This is a genomic window from Pseudorhodoferax sp. Leaf274 (assembly GCF_001422445.1).
Classification (GTDB): Bacteria; Pseudomonadota; Gammaproteobacteria; order Burkholderiales; family Burkholderiaceae_C; genus Pseudorhodoferax.
Genome location: NZ_LMNA01000023.1, coordinates 137,204 through 155,723 on the forward strand (window position 1 = coordinate 137,204; position 18,520 = coordinate 155,723).

The following is an 18,520-nucleotide window of genomic DNA, read 5'->3' on the forward strand; positions in this document are numbered from 1 at the left end:
GCCCGCCCGCAGGCGCAATGCCGACCTTCGCACGGTGCTCATGGCCTTGCCGACAGACGCTCGTGCAGAGCCGACAGGCTCATGAAGGTGCCGCCGAGCCGTTCGGCGAAATGCCGGCAGACCTGCTCCACCGTGGTGAGGAAGCGCTCCAGTGCAGCGGCATCGCGCACATAGGGTGTGTGTCCGACCGCGAGTGACGGGCTGTGGTAGGTGAGGCTGAATACCTGGCAGCCCGCGCCGTGCAGGGTGTCCATGAGGCGGACCAGGTCAGCCGGATCGCAGCCCTCGGGCGTCAGGCGAATACGTTCGAGCAGTCCGGTGCGGGCGGCGATGCCACCAAGGCGCAGCGATCGGGCCAGGCTGCCTTGCAATGCCGGGAACAATGCCGGGCCGGCGGCACGGGCCAGCCCGCAATAAGCGGTGGTGACGGGCAGCTCCAGCAGCCGGGCATCCCCCACTGGGAACCAGAAGGGCTGTTCGTCGCTGGCGGTGAAGTCCGGGCCACCGTCGGCCTTGAAGGCGGTGCGCGGGACCACGCTGGCATCGATGCGGTAGCCCAGGCGCGCGATGCTGGCTGCTGTCTGTGGACCCACACCATAGCGCCCCGCCTTGAAGGTGATGGGCGCGCGGCCGAAGTTCTTGGTGATGGCCCGCGTCATGTTTTCCAGCTTGCGGTACTCGAGGTCGGGCGGCAGATTGCCGGCATACGAGTTGAAGGTGTTGACCTCTTCCTCGTGCGGCGGGCAGACCCAGGGGTGCAGGTGGGTGCCGATCTCGCATCGTCCAGCCTCCATCAGTTGCCGCAGCGTGGCGACCGAGGCGGGCGTGGTGGCCACCGGCCAGTCGACGCAGTAGGTCGGAACGATGCCGTAGCGGTCGAAGATCCGTTCGTGGATGTGTGGCTGGGCGGCGATGCTGGACGTCTCCGTGCTGCTGCGGTCGAAGGGCCGGCTCCAGTCGAACTCCTCCTCCGTGTCGACGACAACCAGCAGCACGGGCGGATGGCCGGCCGGCAGGCGGGCGGGCGTGTGGCGGGCGCGCTCAAGCATGGACGACCTTTCCAGGAGCCAACTCGGCAACCAATGTCTGCATGCAGGTATCGATGTGCTGGTAGGTCGTGGTGAACACGGAAATGTCCTTGCCATCCGGATCGGCGATCTCGGCACTGCCGTCCAGCAGCCGGGTCTTTGCCATCGCGTCCGGGTGGCGCTTGTGCAGGCTGTCCACGTTGATGCGGTCGAAGACCAGGATGAGATCGGCACCCTCGACCATGGCATCGGTGGCGACCTGCGAGCGGTGCGGCAGCAAATCGAGGCCGCGCGATGCGGCGGCACTGATGGCCTGCGGCGGCGAGGGCCGCCGGTTGCGCGGCAGCATGCCGGCGGATTGCACGTGGATGCCGCTGTCGGGACCCAGCAGTGCGTGCAGGCGGTGTTCGGCGTACGGACTGCGGCAGATGTTGCCCTGGCAGACGAACAGCACGCGGCGCACCCGGCCCGGCGTGATGGCAATGGACGAGGGCCGCGGGCCGAGCAGCCTCGAGCGCAGGCCATCCAGGCGGTCGCGCAGGAAGTCGCGTAGCTCGCGCCATGCAGGTGCTGTGTCGTCGCGCACCCACAGGTCGTTGCGTTCATGGCCGATCAGAATGCGCCTGAAGCTCCACGCCCACGCAGCCATGGCCCGCAAGGCTGCGGCCGAGGCCAGGCTCTGCCGTGCCAGGCTTTTCCGAAGCTGCCAGAAGTCGTTGAGCAGGTTGCGGCAGTAGCGGTCGGGCACATAGCCGCGGTCGACGGGCGCTTCCCCCAAGACCTGGAGGCGGTACAGGGCCATCGGGAAGTCCACGCCCAGCGACACCGGCAGCGGCATCGATCCCCAGGGGCGCGCGTTGACCTCCAGCAGTATCCAGTTGCCGTCCGTCCGGTTCTCCTTGAACTCGAACATCGCCAGGCCCGTGTACCGGCTGACGGCTGCCATGGACTGCAAGGCGGCAAGGCGCGCGGGATGCAGCGGGACACTGCGGCGATAGAAGCTGCTGCCGAATTCCTCGTGCACGCGCTCGTGCTCGAAAGCCAGCACCACCGTGCCGGCGGCACAGAGCACGGACACTCCGAGGCCATGGCCGGGAAACACCTGCTCGGCCAGATACTGCTCCAGCGCATCGCGGTGTTGGTCGAGCCAGGCATCCAGCGCGGCGTGGCTGTCCAGCAAGCGGGCCGAGGTGCGCACGTACAGCTCGGGCCAGTCGTATGAGTGGCGCGGCTTGACGATCAACGGCAGGCCAAGTTCCGTGGCCAGCGCGGACGCTGTCGTGGCGCGGTCCAGCACGCGTCCGGCGGCAACTGGAACATTGCACTGCTGCGCCAGGGCGCGTGTGCGCTCCTTGTCGAAGAAGTTGGCAATTCCGGCGGTGTCGGGAATGGCCAGCCGCGCCAGCGGTTCGAGCACGTCGCGGTGGAGGTGCAGCGGCAGCAGGCTGCGCTCCTCGCAGGGAATCACCAGATCGAACTGCTCTGCGCCCAACAATGCCTGCATGGCGGCAAGCCAGTCGGCTCCGCCGTCCAGATAGTAGGGCAAGCGATGGACCCTGCGGATATACCTTGAACGCAGGGCGGGGGAAGCAAAGTCGTAGGGCGCGGCGTGTACTTCAAGGCCTGCGCGGCCGAGTGAACGCACGGTTGCCAGGAAACTGCGCGTGTCGTCGCCAATGACCAGGACTCTGTTGTTCACTTCGGGCCGGATGCGTGCTTGAGGGAGAGGGTGGCGATGTAGAGCAGATACAACAGCCACTTCCAGGAGAAGCGTGCAGCCAATGCTGCGCGGGCGAAAGGCAATGCTGTCCTGGACTTGCCCTGGGCAATGAAGTGCCGGCTGAGGTGGCGCAGAATATCACCTTCATAGTGACGGGTCATGCGCGAGATGGCAGGCGATGCCACCTCGCTGGCGATGTGTTGCGAGACCAATGCAGAGAGCAGCCAGCGCTCGACCTGGGAGTGGCTTGTGCTGGCGTTCTGCTGGCGGTTGCGGTCGGGAATGTTGTGCTGCCCAATCACCGCAGGGTTGAAGACGACGGTGCGACAACGGTCGATGGTGCGCCAGTAGAAGTCACGGTCTTCTTCGTAGCCCGTGCGTTCCCAGAAGCCGCCGGAGGCCAGCGCGATGCTCTTGCGCAACGCGTAGATGTTGAGGTGCGCGAAGCCGCCGGCCTGGGTCAACTGCGCCAATCCAACCGCAGTGGGGCCTGGGCCGGATTGCGCGCGCAGGCCCGGCAGCCAGGCGCGCGAGGCCACTTCGCCGCTGGCCAGGACGGCCTGCTGGTTCGAGATGTAGGCGTCGGCGGGCGGCTCGGCCTGGAAGGCCGCCAGCATGTTGCGCAGGTGATCGGGCGCCAGCCACACGTCGTCGTCGTCCAGGAACGCCACGATCCCGGCACGCGACCGGGCCAGCCCGAAGTTGCGCGTGTAAGAAGGGCCGCTGCCGCGTTGGCCGGCGCTGCCGATCAGGTGCAATTGAAAGCGTGCGTCGTCGAACTCTGCAAGACCTGCGTAGGCGCCGCGGTGCTCGGCGTCGGAGCCGTCGTCAACCACATGCACTTCGAAGTCCGCCATCTGCTGCGCGGCGATCGAGGCCAGCGCACGCTGCAGCAGGGCCGGGCGGTTGCGCGTCGGGACGATGATGGAGATGGCGGGCGTTGCGACAGACATCAGGTGGGGCTTGCGGGAGTGGCGGGCACTGCGGGAGGCGTGCTGGATCGCGTCACGGTCGAACCGGAGGCGCTCATGGCGCTGTTGGGTTCTCGTAAGTGGTGCCGCCGGCCGGACTGGCCCGCAACTCGCTGAGGGACAACTCGTCGCCGGACCACGAAACCGAGACGGCATGCATGGGCTGTGGCAGCCGGACTTGTTCCTTGTAGTTGGCCCGGTGCACGACCCAGACCCGAGGGGCTGTTTCGACCAGTGTGTCGCCGATGACGAAGCGCACGCCACGGTGGTCGATGTGGTCGGTGCGCGGCGCAAGTCCCAGCCGCTCCACCCACACAGGACCCAGCTTGTCCTTGAGCCGGGTCCAGGACGCGTTGCTCTGCAGCGGCATGACCTCCAGCGGCGCCCCCCAACGTGGCCCGACGGCATAGCGCATGACGCCCCAGAACACGCTGAGGTTGGGAACGACGACGACCTCGCCCGCCTGTGCTTTCGCGGCGACCTGCTCGGCAATGGGCTTGTAGTTCTCCGCATATTGGGGCGCCGGCCACGCCCACAGCAGCACGGCGAGTCCGGCGACTGCGGCAATCGCGCCATGGCGCAGCAAGCCATCTCGCATGGCAGCCAGGCCTGCACCCGCTTCCAGCGCGAGGAACGGCACGAGGCAGGCCACGAAGACCGGCGGCTTGAACATGGGTTTGCCCAGGCTGCTGATCAGCATACAGGCCAACAGCGCGCCGCAGGGCACGGCGAGCAGCGTGACCCGACCGTTGCGTCGCCAAGCGCCCAGGGCCAGCAGGAAGGCGAACACGACCCCGCCGAGCAGCAGGCTCTGCCGTTGGGCGATCGGCCACCAGGCCAGCAGTTGAGCGGGGTACAGCACCAGGCTGTCCACCGATGGCGCCGACAGAGGTTCCGTACCCCGGATCAACGCACTGAACGCCAGGGGCAAGACCGTGAGGACTGAAAAGGCCTGGACGGCGACCCAGATCTTCAGCCTGTGCAGGCGCGGATGTTCCATGGTCGGCCACTGCTGCCACAAGGCGGCAAGACCGAAAAATGGCAGGAAGAAGAAGCCGATCGCGTGCGTGTAGGCCAACATGGCCTGTACCAGCAAGATGGCTGCCATGGCGCGCAGATCGCCGGTTCGAAGAAATTCGCGGTTCGCGAACCAGCAACCCAACGCCAGTGCCGGCACGAGGCCGTACATCCGCAGATTGCCGGCGATCATCGCGAAGCTCGGCAACACGCAGAACAGTGCGGCGGCCCACGCAGCCGCGCGCCTTCCATGGACTTGGGTCGTTATCGCGTACAAAACCGCTGTGCTGAAAAGCGCCATGGCGAGGGAGCTGAACAGTACCCAGGAGTCCGAACCGATGTTCACGCCCGCCCAGGCTTTGAGAACCAGGAAGTAGAAGAAGGGGTGGATGTCGTTGCGAACCACCTCCATGAAGAAGCCTGGCAGGGGTTGCAAGCCATGCGTGAGGGCGATCAGTTCGTCTTCCCAGAGGGAGCCTCGGTTCCACCACGCGAAGAAGCCGCTCGCGACTCCTGCCGCAAGCACGAGCCACGGCAACAAGCGTTCGCCCCAGTGGTCTGTGTCGGTCGTCATGGCCTCCCCAAATCCCTGGAAACCAGCAGTCGATCAGCTTGAAAGCTCGGCACCGCCTGCCGGGCCGTCACGGCGGCCACCGCCAGTGCGGAGCGCGGGCCGTGGCGCACATCGAAGAGAAAATTCAGCAGTGCGATGCCTGTCGCCGGGACGGTCGTGGGCAGGCGCGGCGCCGCGCCGGTGTCCAGGCACATGAGCGGCAATGGCACAGCGAGCACGACGCGCCGCGCAGCCCTGACCGTGCGCATGCCGCGCCTCAGCGCCCGATCGGCAGGTACGTCAGCCCCATCGCCCGCACGAACTTCGGGTCGTACAGATTGCGCCCGTCGAAGATCACCGGGGTCTTCAGCGCGGCCTTGATGGCATCGAAGTCCGGGCTGCGGAACTCCTTCCATTCGGTCACGATGACCAGCGCATCCGCATCCACCAGGCAGGCGGCCGGGCTGTTGCCGTAGCGCAAGCCTTCGGTGCTGCCGAAGACGCGTTGTGCCTCGTGCACCGCCACCGGGTCGTAGGCGGTCACGGTGGCGCCGGCGGCCAGCAGATCGGCGATCAGCGTGCGGCTGGGCGCGTCGCGCATGTCGTCGGTGTTGGGCTTGAACGCCAGGCCCCACAGCGCGAAGTGCTTGCCGCGCAGGTCGCCGAAATGCGCCTTGATCTTGCCGCTCAGGACGTGCTTTTGGAGGTCGTTGGCTTCTTCGACGGCCGTCAGCACCTTGAGCTCGATGTCGGCCTTGTCGGCGGCGGTCTTGATCAGCGCCTTGACGTCCTTGGGGAAGCACGAACCGCCGTAGCCGCAACCCGGGTACAGGAAGTGGTAGCCGATGCGCGGGTCCGAGCCGATGCCCTGGCGCACCATCTCGATGTCGGCGCCCAGCTTTTCGGCCAGGTTGGCCAGCTCGTTCATGAAGCTGATGCGTGTGGCCAGCATGGCGTTGGCGGCGTACTTGGTCAGTTCGGCGCTCTTCACGTCGGTGACGATCAGGCGCTCATGGTTGCGCTGGAACGGCGCGTACAGGGCCTTCATCAGCAGGATGGCTTGCTCGTCCTCGGCGCCGACGACGATGCGGTCCGGGCGCATGAAGTCTTCGACGGCTGCGCCTTCCTTGAGGAACTCGGGGTTGGAGACCACGCTGAAGGGCACGTCGACGCCGCGCTTCTCCAGCTCCTGCGCGACCGTGGCGCGCACGAGGTCGGCCGTGCCCACGGGCACGGTGCTCTTGTCGACGACGACCTTGTAGTCGGTCATCAGCCGGCCGATGTTGCGCGCCGCAGCCAGCACGTATTGCATGTCGGCGGAGCCGTCCTCGTCCGGCGGCGTGCCGACAGCGATGAACTGGATGGTGCCGTGGGCCACCGCCCTCTCGATGCTGGTGGTGAAATGCAGCCGGCCGGCCGCGACGTTGCGCCGCACCATGTCCTGCAGGCCGGGCTCGTAGATGGGAATGCCGCCTTCGTCCAGGATGCGGATCTTTTCCGGGTCGACGTCCAGGCACAGCACGTCGTTGCCGACTTCGGCCAGGCAGGTTCCACTCACGAGGCCGACATAGCCAGTTCCAACGACGGTGATTTTCATGGTGTGCAGAGGTGGGACGCGGACAATGTCGCCGCCCATGGCGGCAAAGTCGCTATGTTAGCCAGCAGTTGCGACAGTGCTGCGTTGCAACAACCACTCTTCTCACCCTGAGTCCACTTTGTCGGGAAAGTCCGAAGTTATTCCAGTCACATCGCAAGCAATGCCGCGTCCGCAGCTCGATCGGCTCGCGCAGCGTGGCGCGAGCGCGTTGGCCGGGGCCGCATGCGGCGTGCTGGGGCTGTGGCTGGCCAGCCGGCATCCGTTGGCGCCCGCCTGGGTCGGCGCCGCCTGGCTGCTATGGCTGGGCGTGGCATGGCGCTGGCCGCGGCTGTGGCTCTTCATGGTGCCCGCGGCGCTGCCCTGGCTGAGCCTTGCGCCGTGGAGCGGCTGGATCGCGGTGGACGAAACGGACCTGTTGATCCTTGCTGCGCTCGCCGCGGGCCACGCACGGCTGGCCGTGCCGCCGGTTCGGCCGGCGCCCGCCGCACCGCTGGCGCATGCGTGGCTGCCCGGGGTCTTGTGGCATGCGCTGGGGCTGTCGTTGCTGGCGGGCCTTTGGCTGGCCTGGGCCGATGTGCATCGCCCCCCGGCGCACGTGTCCGGCGTGTACACCTCGTTCGACAACAGCCTGCGGGTCGGCAAGTCCCTGGCGTACGCACTGCTGGCCGCGCCCTTGCTGCGCGAGGCTGTCCGCCATTCAGCGCGGGCCGCCCAGCGGCTGCTCGGGGCGGGCATGGTGGCGGGCCTGGTGGCCTTCGCGCTCGGAGCCCTGTGGGAACGCGAGGCCATGCCGGGGCTCCTCAATTTCGCGTCGGACTACCGCATCACCGGCCTGTTCTGGGAGATGCACGTCGGCGGTGCCGCCATCGATGCCTACCTGGCGATGGCCGTGCCGTTCGCGGTCTGGGCCGTGGTGTCGGCGCGCAGCCCCGGCGCCTGGCTGGCGGCGGCGCTGCTGGCGCAGGTGCTGGCGTACCTCTGCCTGACCACTTTTGCGCGCGGCGTGTATGGCGCGGTGCTCGGCGGCCTGGTGGTGGCGGGACTGTTGCTGCGCGGGCAGCCGCGCGCGCCGCTCGCGGTGCCCGTTGCGCCCTGGCGCAGGCGTGCCAACGCGGTCCTGCGCGTTCTGCTGGTGGTGCAGGTGCTGTTGATGGCGTTTGCCAGCAGCTTCATGGTGGACAGGCTCAGGGCATCCAACAACGACTTCGGCAGCCGCATGGCGCACTGGGCGCGCGGCGTGTCGATCCTGCAGACGCCGCGCGAATGGCTCACCGGCATCGGCCTGGGGCGCCTGCCCGAGCGCTATGCCGACCTGGGCCGCGCGGGTGAGTTCCCTGGCGCCGCCGTGGTGACGGCCGACGACGGGGCGGCGGACCAGCACCATCTGCGCCTGTACGGGCCGCCGACGCGCTGGCAGCTGGCGGGCCGGTACGCGCTGACGCAGCAGGTCGCGCTCGTCCCCGGAGAGCACTACCGCCTCGCGCTGGACCTGCGGACGGCGCAGACCGTGCGCTTGCGCGTGATGGTGTGCGAGCGCCATCTGCTGTACGAGCGCGATTGCCAGGTGCGGCATCTCCTGCACCGCGGATCGACCGGCGGGGCCTGGCGCCGGACCGAGATGGACCTGCTCGGCCCGGCCCTGGAGCCCGGCGAGCCCTGGGCGCCACGCCGGGTGAGCCTGGAGCTGGCGATCGCCCATCCCGGCGGCGTCGTCGACCTGGACAACCTCGAACTCACCGCGGGTTCCCGTGCGCAACTGCTGCGCAATGCCGGCTTCGAACAAGGGCTGGCGCACTGGTTCCCGGTGGTGGATGCCTACTTCCTGCCCTGGCACATCGACAACCTGTACCTGGAGTGGTTGATCGAGCGTGGCGTGCTGGCGCTGCTGGCCTTCGCCGGCCTGGCGGGGCTGGCGCTGTGGCGCGTGTCGTTCGGCGCGGCGCGCGGGCAGCCGATGGCGCCGTTCCTGGCGGCGTCGCTGGCGGGCGGGTGCGCGCTGGGGTTGGTGAGCAGCATCATGGACATGCCGCGCGTGGCGTTCCTGTTCCTACTGCTGATGTTGCTGGCATTGCAGTTGCCGCGCGCGGCGCCAGCGGACCTGGGTGCGCCAACTCCCTAGCGAACGGGAACTGGCTTGCCGGCCGGGCGGCCGGGCGGCCGTCAGTGCCCGCCGCGCAGCGCCGCCGTGCGTTCGGCCAGGCCCTGCCAGGCCGGCTTGTCCGGCGCATGCCGCTGCCGCAGGTACGCTGCCAGCGTGGCGATCTGGTCGTCCGAGAGGTTGTCGGCAAACCCCGGCATGAATCCGACCTCAGGCCCCGCGGCCTCGCGCACGCCCTGCAGGATCACGCGCAGCAGGTTGTCCGGCCGGTCGCTGTGCAGCTTGGTCGACAACGCCAGTGGCAGGTTCAGGCCCAGCAGCCTGGGGCCGTCGCCGTCGTGGTGGCAGGCGCCGCAGGCGTTCTCGAACAGGCGCTGCGCCGGGCCGGGCAGGGCATCCGTGCGCGTGGGCACGGGGCGCGTCTGCGCGGCTGGCGCCTGGAACGAGGCGAGGTAGCCCGCCATCGCGCGGATGTCGGCATCGGGCAGCGCGGCCAGTTCACGCACCACGGGCGCCATCGGCCCGGTGGCCGCCCCGTGCTCGCGGCTGTGGCCATGGCGCAGGTAGGCGTAGAAGCCGTCCGCGGTCCAGGGCACGGGCGCCCTCGACAGGCCCGTCAGCGCCGGCGCCTCCCAGCCGTCGATCAGCGCGCCGGACAAAAAGGCCGTGCCGCCGCGCTCGGCCCCGAGCGCATCGCGTGGCGTGTGGCAGGCGCCGCAGTGGCCCACGCCGTTGACGAGGTAGGCGCCGCGGTTCCATTCCAGTGTCTGTGTCGGATCGGGCTTCCAGGCGCCCGCATCCAGGTTCAGCGCATTCCAGCCCGCCAGCAGCGGCCGCAGCCCGAACGGGAAGGGCAGCTGCGTGCCGGGCGGCTGGTGGGCCACGGCCGGCTGGACCATCAGGTAGGCGTACACGGCCGTCAGGTCTTCGTCCGTCATCTTCGTGAAGGCGGTGTACGGGAAGGCCGGGTACAGGTGGCGCCCATCGCGCGAGATGCCTTCGCGCATGGCGCGCTGGAACGCGGCCAGCGACCAGTTGCCGATGCCGGTGGCCGGATCGGGCGTGAGGTTGGTGGTGTAGACGGTGCCGAAGGGCGTGTCCATCGCGCGCCCGCCGGTGTTGGGCTGGCCGCCCGGTGCGGTGTGGCAGACCACGCAATCGCCGGCCGCGGCCAGCAGGCGTCCACGTTCGATGGTGGCGGCGCTGTAGGTGTCGGGCGCCGGGCGCGGCACCGGCGCGATGGCGCTGCGCCAGCCAGCCAGACCCGCGGCAGTGGCGACGCCGCCGACCACGAAGGCCAGGGCCATGGCCCAGCGCGGCTTGCGGCGTGGTGGCCGGGCACCGGGCGGCAGGCTGGAGGGCGCGCGCAGGGCTTCCTCGGCCTGCGGCACGGGGTCGGGCGCCGGTGGCGGCAGCTGGCCCTGCTGCAGCGCCGCGCGCACGACTTCGGGCGTGAACGGCGGCTCGCGCAGCCGCACGCCGGTGGCATCGAAGATCGCGTTGGCGATGGCGGCCGTGCCCGGCACCGAGGCCGACTCGCCCGCGCCCAGCGGCGCCTCGCCGGGGCGAGGCATCAGCATCACCTCCACCACCGGCACCTCGCGGAACGACAGCAGCGGGTAGCTGCCCCATTCGCGGTTCAGCGTGACGCCGGTCGCGGGCTCGACCTGCACGCGCTCCTTCAGCGCGCGGCTGGTGGTCTGCAGCACGTTGCCGTGCACCTGGTGCTGCACGCCGGCCGGGTTGACCATGAGGCCGGCGTCGTGGCCCACGACGACGCGGCGCACGTGCACCTCGCCCGTGCGCCGGTTGACCTCCACGTCGGCCACCCAGGCGGCCCAGGCGGCGCCGAAGCCCGGAAACTTGCTGTGGATGTAGCGCGCGTACGCGAAGCCCTGGCCCTTGAGGATCTCGCCGTTCGCCGGGTCGGCAGGCTGCGACTGCGGCGCCGTGTGCGGCTTCCAGCCCGCCTTGGCAGCGGTGGCGCGTACCAGCTCGGCCGCGCGCGCATCGGGCAGGTGGCGCAGCCGGTAATCCACCGGGTCGACGCCCGCGGCCGTGGCCAGCTCGTCGATGTAGGACTCGTGCGCGAAGGAATTGGGCAGCGCGGACACGCCACGCAGCCAGGAGGCGCGCAGCATGGGTGCCATGTCGTTGGCGGCCACCCGCAGGTTGGCGTAGGCGTAGGGCGGCACGGCCGTGCGGTCGCCCATCTCGAAGGCCTTGGCCACAGGCTCGACCGTGCGCGTGAGCAGCAAGGCGAGCGTGGGCGCGCCGTTGCTGGGGTAGGAGGTCTGGAAGTCGTAGGCGGCAGGCGTGCCGTCGGCGTTGAGACCGCCGTCGACCTGCATGAGCTGCGCCGCGCCCTTGGGCTCCCAGGCACTTTCCTGCGCGCGCGTGAGCTGCACGCGCACAGGCCGGCCGACCGCGCGCGACAGCAGCAGCGCATCGGCCGCCACGTCGTCGGCGCCGTTGCGGCCATAGCAGCCGGCCGCCTCCATGCGCACGAGGTCGATGCGCGCATCGGCCACGCCGGCCAGCAGCGCCAGGTCGGCGCGCAGCACATGCGGGTTCTGCGTGCCGGCCCAGACGGTGGCGACCGGGCCGCCTGCGGCCTCGCCATGCCAGTGCGCGAGCGCACAGGACGGGCCGATGGACGCGTGCAGCTGGTAGGGCCAGACGTAGCTGCGCGGCATGTGCGCGGCAGCGCCCGCGATGGCCTGGTCGACCTGGCCCTGCTCCAGCAGCAGCCGGCGCGTGGATGGGTTGGCGCGCAGCGCCTGCTCGGCCTGGTCCACGCCGGCCATGCCGGGCCAGGGCTTCCAGCGCACGGCGAGTGCGGCCATTGCGGCTTCGGCCATCTCCTCGCGTTCGGCCACGATGCCGACGAAGTCGCGCTGTACCACCACGGCGACCACGCCAGGGATGTGGGCGATGGAGTGTTCGTCCACGCCCTCGAGCGTGTTGCCGACGAACTCGCCCGCGTCCAGCCCCGCATAGGGCGGGCGCACGACGCGGCCGTGCAGCATGCCGGGCACGCGCATGTCGTGCACGAACACCAGCTCGCCATGCACCTTGGCCGGGATGTCCACGCGCGGCAGAGACTGGCCGACCAGCCGGTAGTTCTCCACCGGCTTGGTCTGTGCGCCAGCGTCCAGCAGCAGTTCGATGCGCCGGCCCGCCAGCGCCGCGGCCCCGCCGTTCGCGCGCAGCCAGGCCTGCGCCTGCGCCGCGGCCTGGCGCAGTGGCTGGGCGTGGATCTGGATCGAGGCACTCGCGATGGTCGCGCCCTGGTTGGGCGCGCTGGCTGTGCTGCCCATGGCCATGGTCACCTGCGCCGGCGCCAGGTCCAGCTCTTCGGCCACGATCTGCGTGAGGGCGGTGCGCAGGCCGGTGCCCAGGTCCACATGGCCCGCGAAGCCGGTGGCGCTGCCGTCGTCCCAGCAGGCCAGCAGCACTTCGGGGCCTTCGGCCGGGTTGCCGGCCACGGCCGGCGGCTGGCCGGGGGCGGGCGGCGGTGGCGGCGGCACCTCGCGCAGCACCAGCAGCACGCCCTCGGCCAGGCGCACCGCCGCACGCGACAGGCCTGCCTGCGCGGCACGCATCAATGGCGGCCCTCTGCGCCAGCCGTGCACAGCCGGGCCGCGCGCTGCACGGCGTCCAGGATCTCCAGGTGCGTGCCGCAGCGGCACAGGTTGTGCGAAAGCTCGGCGCGCACCTGCGCGTCCGTGGGGTGCGGCACGCGCGCGAGCAGCGCCACGGTGGCCATGACCATGCCGTTCAGGCAGTAGCCGCACTGCGCGGCCTGGGCGTCGATGAAGGCCTGCTGCACCGGGTGCGGCGCCTCGCGCGTGCCCAGGCCTTCCAGCGTGGTGATGTGGCGGCCCGCCACGCCGTGCGCCGGCACCACGCAGCTGCGTGCGGCCACGCCGTCGACCAGCACCGTGCAGCTGCCGCACTGGCCCAGGCCGCAGCCGTACTTGGGGCCGTTCAAGCCGCAGTCGTTGCGCAGCAGGTGCAGCAGCGAGGTCTCGCGCGGCGTGTCGAACTGCCGCGTGCTGCCGTTGATGTGCAGCGCGAAGGTGCCGTGGCCTGCCGTCACGCGCCTTCCACGTCGGCCGACTGGATGCGCTTGACGCCCTTGGCCGCCATCTGCTTCCAGGCCGCAGCCAGCGAGCCGTTGAGGTCGATGGCGCGCGTGGCGTCTTCGACCACGTAGGCTTCGAAACCGGCGGCGCGCGCGTCCAGCGCCGTCCAGGCCACGCAGAAATCGGTCGCCAGGCCCGTGATGTAGACGGTCTTGATGCCGCGCGCCTTCAGGTAGCCGGCCAGGCCCGTCAAGGTCTTGCGGTCGGCTTCCTGGAAGGCGGAGTAGCTGTCCACGCCCTTGTTGTAGCCCTTGCGGATGATCAGCTGCGTGGTGGGCAGTTTCAGGTCCTTGTGCAGCGCGGCGTCGTCGGTGCCCTGCACGCAGTGGTCGGGCCACAGCACCTGGTTGCCGTAGTTGAGCTTGATGCTGTCGAAGGGCTTCTTGCCGCCGTGCGCGCTCGCGAACGAGGCATGGCCCTGGGTGTGCCAGTCCTGCGTGACCACGATGTTCTGGAAGGCCAGCGAGAGCTTGTTGATGACCGGCACCACCTCGGCCCCGCCCTTGACGGGCAGCGTGCCGCCGTCGATGAAGCAGTTCTGCACGTCCACCACGATCAGCGCCGCATTGGCGCCGGGCTTGCGCTTGGCCGCGGCGAACAGCGGCGGCGCCAGGGCCACCAGGCCCAGGGCGGCGGCAGAGTGGAGAAGCGTTCGGCGTTGCATGGTCATGGCAGGCTCCTGTCGTTGAAGGAAATCACACGCTGAGGTAGGCGCGCCGCACGTCCTCGCTGGCGGCCAGCGCGGCCATCGTGCCCTCGAAGCGGATCTGGCCCTTCTCCAGCACGTAGGCGCGGTCGCTCACGAGTTCGGCGAAATGCATGTTCTGCTCGGACAGCAGGATGGACACGCCCTGGCTCTTGAGCTGCAGGATCATGTGCGCCATCTGCTCGACGATGACGGGCGCCACGCCTTCGGAGGGCTCGTCCAGCAGCACCAGGTAGGGGTTGCCCATCAGGGTGCGCGCCACCGTCAGCATCTGCTGCTCGCCGCCGCTCATGCGGCCGCCCGGGCGGTTGGGCATCTCGCCCAGGTTGGGGAACAGCTTGAACAGCTTCTCGGGCGTCCACAGTGGCGCGTCGGCGCCATCGGCAGCACCGGGGACGGGAGGGCGCGCCGGCTGCCGGCCGACTTCCAGGTTCTCCATCACCGTGAGGTCGGTGAACACGCGCCGGTCTTCCGGCACGAAGCCCAGGCCCAGGCGCGCCGCATGGTGCGGTTCGGTGCGCGAGATGTCGTGGTCCAGGAAGCGGATGCTGCCCGCGCGCTTGGCCAGCATGCCCATGATGGCCTTGAGCGTGGTGGACTTGCCGGCGCCGTTGCGGCCCATCAGCGCCACCACTTCGCCGCGGCGCACGCTGAGGTCGACGTCGTACAGGATCTGGGCGGCGCCGTACCAGGCGCGCAGGGCCTTGGTCTCGAGCAGGGTGGTCGTCATGCGTGGGCTTTCTCGAAGGTCTTGCCGCTGCCGAAGTAGACCTCCTGCACCTTGGGATGGTCGCGGATCTCCAGCGGCTTGCCCTGGGCGATCAGCCGGCCTCTGGCCAGCACGATCATGCGGTCGGCATAGGCGAACACCACGTCCATGCTGTGCTCGGTGAACAGCACGGCCATGCCGCGGTCGATCACGAGCTGCTTGGTCAGCGCCATCAGGTCGTTGCGCTCCTTGGGCGCCATGCCGGCCGTGGGCTCGTCCATCAGCAAGAGCTTGGGGTCGTTGGCCATGGCGATGGCCAGCTCCACGCGCTTGACGTCGCCGTAGGCCAGCTCGCTGCACGGCCGGTCGGCCTGGGCGCGCATGCCGACCTGCTCCAGCAGCGCCAGCGCGTCCGCACGCCGGTGGTCGGCAGCGCGGCGCCACATCGCGAACAGCTTGCCGTCGTGCGAGAGCAGCGCCATCTGCACGTTCTCCACCACGGTCAGCGAGGCGAAGGTCTCGGCGATCTGGAACGTGCGGCCCACGCCCAGGCGCCAGATGGCGCGCGGCTTCATGCCCACGAGTTCATAGCCGCCCAGGCGGATCGAACCCTGGTCGGCACGCAACTGGCCATTGACCATGTTGAAGGTGGTGGTCTTGCCGGCGCCATTCGGGCCGATCAGGGCCAGCAACTCGCCCGTGTGCAGCGTGAAGTCGATACCGTCCACGGCCTTGACGCCGCCGAAGGATTTGCCCAGGCCCTGGACCTGGAGAAGCGCCTCGCTCATGGTGTGGTCTTGCGGTCGAAAAGCTGTTTGGCGAAGCCGGCGATGCCCTGCGGGAACAGCAGCACCAGCAGCAAGATGGTGCCGCCCAGCACGGCACGCCAGTAGTCGGTGTTGCGCGCCACGGTGTCGTGCAGCCAGGTGAAGGTGACGGCACCCACCACGGGCCCGGCCAGCGTCTGGATGCCGCCCAGCAGCACCATGACGAGGCCGTCGATCGACTTCGTCACGTTGAGCGACTCGGGCGAGATGCTGCCCTTGGAGAACGCGAACAGCGCGCCGGCCAGGCCGCCGACCGCACCGGCCACGATGAAGGCCACCCACTGCATGCGCTTGACGTCGATGCCGATGGCGTCGGCCCGCAGCATGGAGTCGCGGCCCGCGCGCAGCGCGTAGCCGAACGGCGAGAACAGCACGCGGCGCAGCCACCAGATCCCCAGCCCCACCAGGGCGAGCGTGAGCCAGTAGTACATGCGCTTGTCGGCGAACAGGGCCGAGGGCCACACGCCCGTCAGCCCGTTGCTGCCGCCCGTGAAGCTGTCCCACTGGTAGGTGATGGCCCAGGTGATCTGCGCGAAGGCCAGCGTCAGCATGGCCAGGTAGACACCGGACAGTCGCACCGCGAACCAGCCGTACACGAAGGCACCGACGGCGGCCACTAGCGGTGCCACCAGCAACGCCAGCTCCATCGGCATGCCCACGCTGCGCACCAGCAGCGCGGCGCCGTAGGCCCCCAGGCCGAAGTAGGCCGCATGGCCGAACGAGTGCATGCCCGCCGGCCCCATGATGAAGTGCAGGCTGGTGGCGAACAGCGCGGCGATCAGCAGGTCGATCAGCAGCACCGTGGTGTAGGACGATGCTTCGGTCAGCAGCGGCACCGCCACCAGCACCAGGCCCAGCAGGGCCGCCACGGCGATGGCCGTGCGGCCGGGCTGGCGCAGCGGTGCCTCGGGCGTGCCCACGTAGCGGCTCGGCGCCTGCGGCTTGCCCAGCAGTCCCCAGGGCCGCCAGACCAGCACCGCGGCCATGACCAGGAAATCGACCATCAACGTGAGCTTGGAGAACGAGACGCTGATGCCGAACACATCCACCACGCCCAGCCAGATGCAGATGGCCTTGAGTTCGGCCACCAGCAGCGCGGCCAGGTAGGCGCCCGGCAGCGACCCCATGCCGCCGACCACCACGATCACGAAGGCCGCGCCGATGGTGTGCAGGTCCAGCTCCAGCGTGGCCGGCTCGCGCGGCAGTTGCAGCGCGCCGCCCAGGCCGGCCAGCAGCGCACCGAGTGCGAACACCGCCGTGAACAGCCAGGCCTGGTTCACGCCCAGCGCGCTGACCATCTCGCGGTCCTGCGTGGCGGCGCGCACCAGCGTGCCGAAGCGCGTGCGCGTGAGCAGCAGCCAGACCAGGCCCAGCACCACGGGCCCCACGGCGATCAGGAACAGGTCGTAGGAGGGAAACTGACGGCCCAGGATCTCGACCGAGCCGCGCAGGCCGCGCGCGCGCGGGCCCAGCAGTTCGTCGGGGCCCCAGAGCCACAGCACGGCGTCCTTGATCACCAGCACCAGCGCAAAGGTGGCCAGCAGCTGGAACAGTTCGGGCGCCTTGTAGATGCGCCGCAGCAGCAGCACCTCGACGATGGCGCCCAGCACGCCCACCGCGATGGCGGCCAGCACCAGCGCGGGCCAGAACCCCAGGCTGCCGCCCAGCCGGTCGACCAGCGTGTAGGCGATGTAGATGCCCACCATGAAGAACGAGCCATGCGCGAAGTTGACGATGCGCGTGACGCCGAAGATCAGCGACAGCCCTGCCGCGACCAGGAACAACGAGGACGCCGCAGCGAGCCCGTTGAGGAGTTGGACGATGAGTCCCGAGAAGCTCATGGGGAATTCTCTGGAAGCTGCCGCCGCGGCGAGGCGGCGGCGTCAGGCAGGGGCACCGCGCAGCCGGTGCCCGGCGCGTATGTTGGCGATCAGTCCTGCGCGCGCGACTTCTTGACGTCCGCCGCAGCGGGCTGGAAGCGTGCGTCGGCGCCGTCCAGGTAGACGTAGTCCACCATCACGCCCTTGCCGCCGTCGTTCTTGGTCTTGCCGACGAAGGCGCCCATGGTGGACTGGTGGTCTTCGGCGCGGTAGGTGATCTTGCCGAAGGGGCTGTCCACCTGCAGGCCCTTGAACGCGGCGACCAGCTTGTCGGACTCGGTGCTGCCGGCCTTGGCGATGCCGGCGGCGGCCGACTTGATCATGCTGTAGCCTACGACCGAGCCCAGGCGCGGGTAGTCCTTGAACTTGGCCTGGTAGGCCTTCTCGAAGGCGGCGTGCTCGGGCGTCTTGATCGAGTACCAGGGGTAGCCCGTCACGATCCAGCCGTCGGGCGCCTCGTCCTTGAGCGGGTCCAGGTACTCGGGCTCGCCTGTCAGCACGCTGACCACGGTGCGGTCCTTGAACAGGCCGCGCGTGTTGCCTTCGCGCACGAACTTGGTCAGGTCGGCGCCGAACAGCACGTTGAAGATCGCGTCGGGCTTGGCATCGGCCAGTGCCTGCGCCACGCTGCCGGCATCGACCTTGCCCAGCGGCGTGGCCTGCTCGGCGACGAATTCCACGTCCGGTTGCGCGGCCTTGAGCAACTGCTTGAACGCGGCTGTGGCCGACTGGCCGTACTCGTAGTTGGGGTAGACGATGGCCCAGCGCTTCTTCTTGAGCTTGGCGGCCTCGGGCACCAGCATGGCGGCCTGCATGTAGGTGCCGGGGCGCAGCCGGAAGGTGTACTGGTTGCCGCCCTGCCAGGTCATCTTGTCGGTGAGCGGCTCGCCGGCCAGGTAGAAGAACTTCTTCTGCTTGGCGAAGTCGGCGAGCGCCAGTCCGGTGTTCGACAGGAAGGCCCCGGCCAGCAGGTCGACCTTCTCGCGCGAGACCAGCTCCTCGGCCATGCGCACGGTGTCGCCCGGGCTGCCGTTGTCGTCGCGCGTGATGAGCTCGATCTTCTTGCCGTTGACGCCGCCCTTGGCATTGATCTCCTCCACCGCCAGGTCCATGCCCTTCTTGTAGGGCTCCAGGAAGGCGGGCTGCGCCTTGTAGCTGTTGATCTCGCCGATCTTGATCACGCCCTGCGCGTGTGCGGGGACCAACGTGGCAAGCGCGAGGACCGAGGCGGCGCTGAACAGGTGACGCATGGATTTCATCGAAAAG

14 protein-coding genes are annotated in these 18,520 nt (G+C 69.4%); 1 reads left to right on the plus strand and 13 read right to left on the minus strand.

The features are described 5' to 3' along the window. Positions 1–38 precede the first annotated feature (38 nt). Genes ASF44_RS17865 through ASF44_RS17890 form a run of 6 tightly spaced genes read right to left on the minus strand, consistent with a single transcriptional unit; the run spans position 39 to position 6,886 of the window. The gene (locus tag ASF44_RS17865; protein WP_056900584.1) at positions 39–1,049 is read right to left on the minus strand and encodes a polysaccharide deacetylase family protein; all 1,011 of its coding nucleotides are present in this window, start codon (positions 1,047–1,049) and stop codon (positions 39–41) included. Continuing rightward, positions 1,042–2,727, minus strand: a complete 1,686-nt coding sequence (locus ASF44_RS17870; protein ID WP_156374577.1) for a hypothetical protein — start codon at positions 2,725–2,727, stop codon at positions 1,042–1,044. The genes ASF44_RS17865 and ASF44_RS17870 overlap by 8 nt, the downstream gene beginning before the upstream one ends. Beyond that, the gene (locus ASF44_RS31185) at positions 2,724–3,875 is read right to left on the minus strand and encodes a glycosyltransferase family A protein (protein WP_162243835.1); all 1,152 of its coding nucleotides are present in this window, start codon (positions 3,873–3,875) and stop codon (positions 2,724–2,726) included. The genes ASF44_RS17870 and ASF44_RS31185 overlap by 4 nt, the downstream gene beginning before the upstream one ends. After that, entirely contained in the window at positions 3,775–5,310 is a 1,536-nt protein-coding gene (locus tag ASF44_RS32380) for a hypothetical protein (protein ID WP_056900587.1), read from the minus strand. The genes ASF44_RS31185 and ASF44_RS32380 overlap by 101 nt, the downstream gene beginning before the upstream one ends. Then, entirely contained in the window at positions 5,307–5,558 is a 252-nt protein-coding gene (locus ASF44_RS17885; RefSeq protein WP_056900588.1) for a hypothetical protein, read from the minus strand. Before ASF44_RS17885 ends, ASF44_RS32380 begins: the two co-directional genes overlap by 4 nt. Before the next feature lie 8 nt (positions 5,559–5,566). Beyond that, positions 5,567–6,886 (minus strand): UDP-glucose/GDP-mannose dehydrogenase family protein, encoded by a 1,320-nt coding sequence (locus ASF44_RS17890; RefSeq protein ID WP_056900589.1) that lies wholly within the window; start codon positions 6,884–6,886, stop codon positions 5,567–5,569. A 160-nt stretch (positions 6,887–7,046) separates the two neighbouring features. Here ASF44_RS17890 and ASF44_RS17895 point away from each other — a divergent pair, with 160 nt between their 5' ends. Further along, a complete protein-coding gene (locus tag ASF44_RS17895) occupies positions 7,047–9,005 on the plus strand; it encodes a hypothetical protein (RefSeq protein ID WP_156374578.1) in 1,959 nt (652 codons plus the stop codon). Between the two features lie 41 nt (positions 9,006–9,046). Here ASF44_RS17895 and ASF44_RS17900 read toward each other — a convergent pair whose 3' ends face one another. The 7 genes from ASF44_RS17900 to ASF44_RS17930 form a co-directional block, all read right to left on the minus strand. After that, positions 9,047–12,592, minus strand: coding sequence for a molybdopterin cofactor-binding domain-containing protein (locus ASF44_RS17900; RefSeq protein WP_369820938.1), 3,546 nt, complete (start codon positions 12,590–12,592; stop codon positions 9,047–9,049). Beyond that, positions 12,589–13,086, minus strand: coding sequence for a (2Fe-2S)-binding protein (locus tag ASF44_RS17905; protein ID WP_082524869.1), 498 nt, complete (start codon positions 13,084–13,086; stop codon positions 12,589–12,591). The genes ASF44_RS17900 and ASF44_RS17905 overlap by 4 nt, the downstream gene beginning before the upstream one ends. Next, entirely contained in the window at positions 13,083–13,796 is a 714-nt protein-coding gene (gene pncA, locus ASF44_RS17910) for a bifunctional nicotinamidase/pyrazinamidase (protein ID WP_056900810.1), read from the minus strand. Before pncA ends, ASF44_RS17905 begins: the two co-directional genes overlap by 4 nt. A gap of 31 nt (positions 13,797–13,827) precedes the next feature. Continuing rightward, positions 13,828–14,568: an ABC transporter ATP-binding protein gene (locus ASF44_RS17915; RefSeq protein ID WP_056900592.1), complete on the minus strand. Its 741-nt coding sequence runs from the start codon at positions 14,566–14,568 to the stop codon at positions 13,828–13,830. Next, positions 14,565–15,335, minus strand: a complete 771-nt coding sequence (locus ASF44_RS17920) for an ABC transporter ATP-binding protein (RefSeq protein ID WP_056900593.1) — start codon at positions 15,333–15,335, stop codon at positions 14,565–14,567. The genes ASF44_RS17915 and ASF44_RS17920 overlap by 4 nt, the downstream gene beginning before the upstream one ends. Next, a complete protein-coding gene (locus ASF44_RS17925; protein WP_056900594.1) occupies positions 15,332–17,215 on the minus strand; it encodes an ABC transporter permease in 1,884 nt (627 codons plus the stop codon). The genes ASF44_RS17920 and ASF44_RS17925 overlap by 4 nt, the downstream gene beginning before the upstream one ends. A gap of 89 nt (positions 17,216–17,304) precedes the next feature. After that, entirely contained in the window at positions 17,305–18,513 is a 1,209-nt protein-coding gene (locus ASF44_RS17930) for an ABC transporter substrate-binding protein (protein ID WP_056900595.1), read from the minus strand. Positions 18,514–18,520 lie beyond the last annotated feature (7 nt).

Bases quoted from the DNA above. Each gene is read 5' to 3' on its own strand.
- ASF44_RS17865 (WP_056900584.1), bottom strand. From the start codon at position 1,049: ATGCTTGAGCGCGCCCGCCACACGCCCGCCCGCCTGCCGGCCGGCCAT.
- ASF44_RS31185 (WP_162243835.1), bottom strand. From the start codon at position 3,875: ATGCCGTCTCGGTTTCGTGGTCCGGCGACGAGTTGTCCCTCAGCGAGT.
- ASF44_RS32380 (WP_056900587.1), bottom strand. From the start codon at position 5,310: ATGACGACCGACACAGACCACTGGGGCGAACGCTTGTTGCCGTGGCTC.
- ASF44_RS17885 (WP_056900588.1), bottom strand. From the start codon at position 5,558: ATGCGCACGGTCAGGGCTGCGCGGCGCGTCGTGCTCGCTGTGCCATTG.
- ASF44_RS17890 (WP_056900589.1), bottom strand. From the start codon at position 6,886: ATGAAAATCACCGTCGTTGGAACTGGCTATGTCGGCCTCGTGAGTGGA.
- ASF44_RS17895 (WP_156374578.1), top strand. From the start codon at position 7,047: ATGCCGCGTCCGCAGCTCGATCGGCTCGCGCAGCGTGGCGCGAGCGCG.
- pncA (WP_056900810.1), bottom strand. From the start codon at position 13,796: ATGCAACGCCGAACGCTTCTCCACTCTGCCGCCGCCCTGGGCCTGGTG.
- ASF44_RS17915 (WP_056900592.1), bottom strand. From the start codon at position 14,568: ATGACGACCACCCTGCTCGAGACCAAGGCCCTGCGCGCCTGGTACGGC.
- ASF44_RS17920 (WP_056900593.1), bottom strand. From the start codon at position 15,335: ATGAGCGAGGCGCTTCTCCAGGTCCAGGGCCTGGGCAAATCCTTCGGC.
- ASF44_RS17925 (WP_056900594.1), bottom strand. From the start codon at position 17,215: ATGAGCTTCTCGGGACTCATCGTCCAACTCCTCAACGGGCTCGCTGCG.
- ASF44_RS17930 (WP_056900595.1), bottom strand. From the start codon at position 18,513: ATGAAATCCATGCGTCACCTGTTCAGCGCCGCCTCGGTCCTCGCGCTT.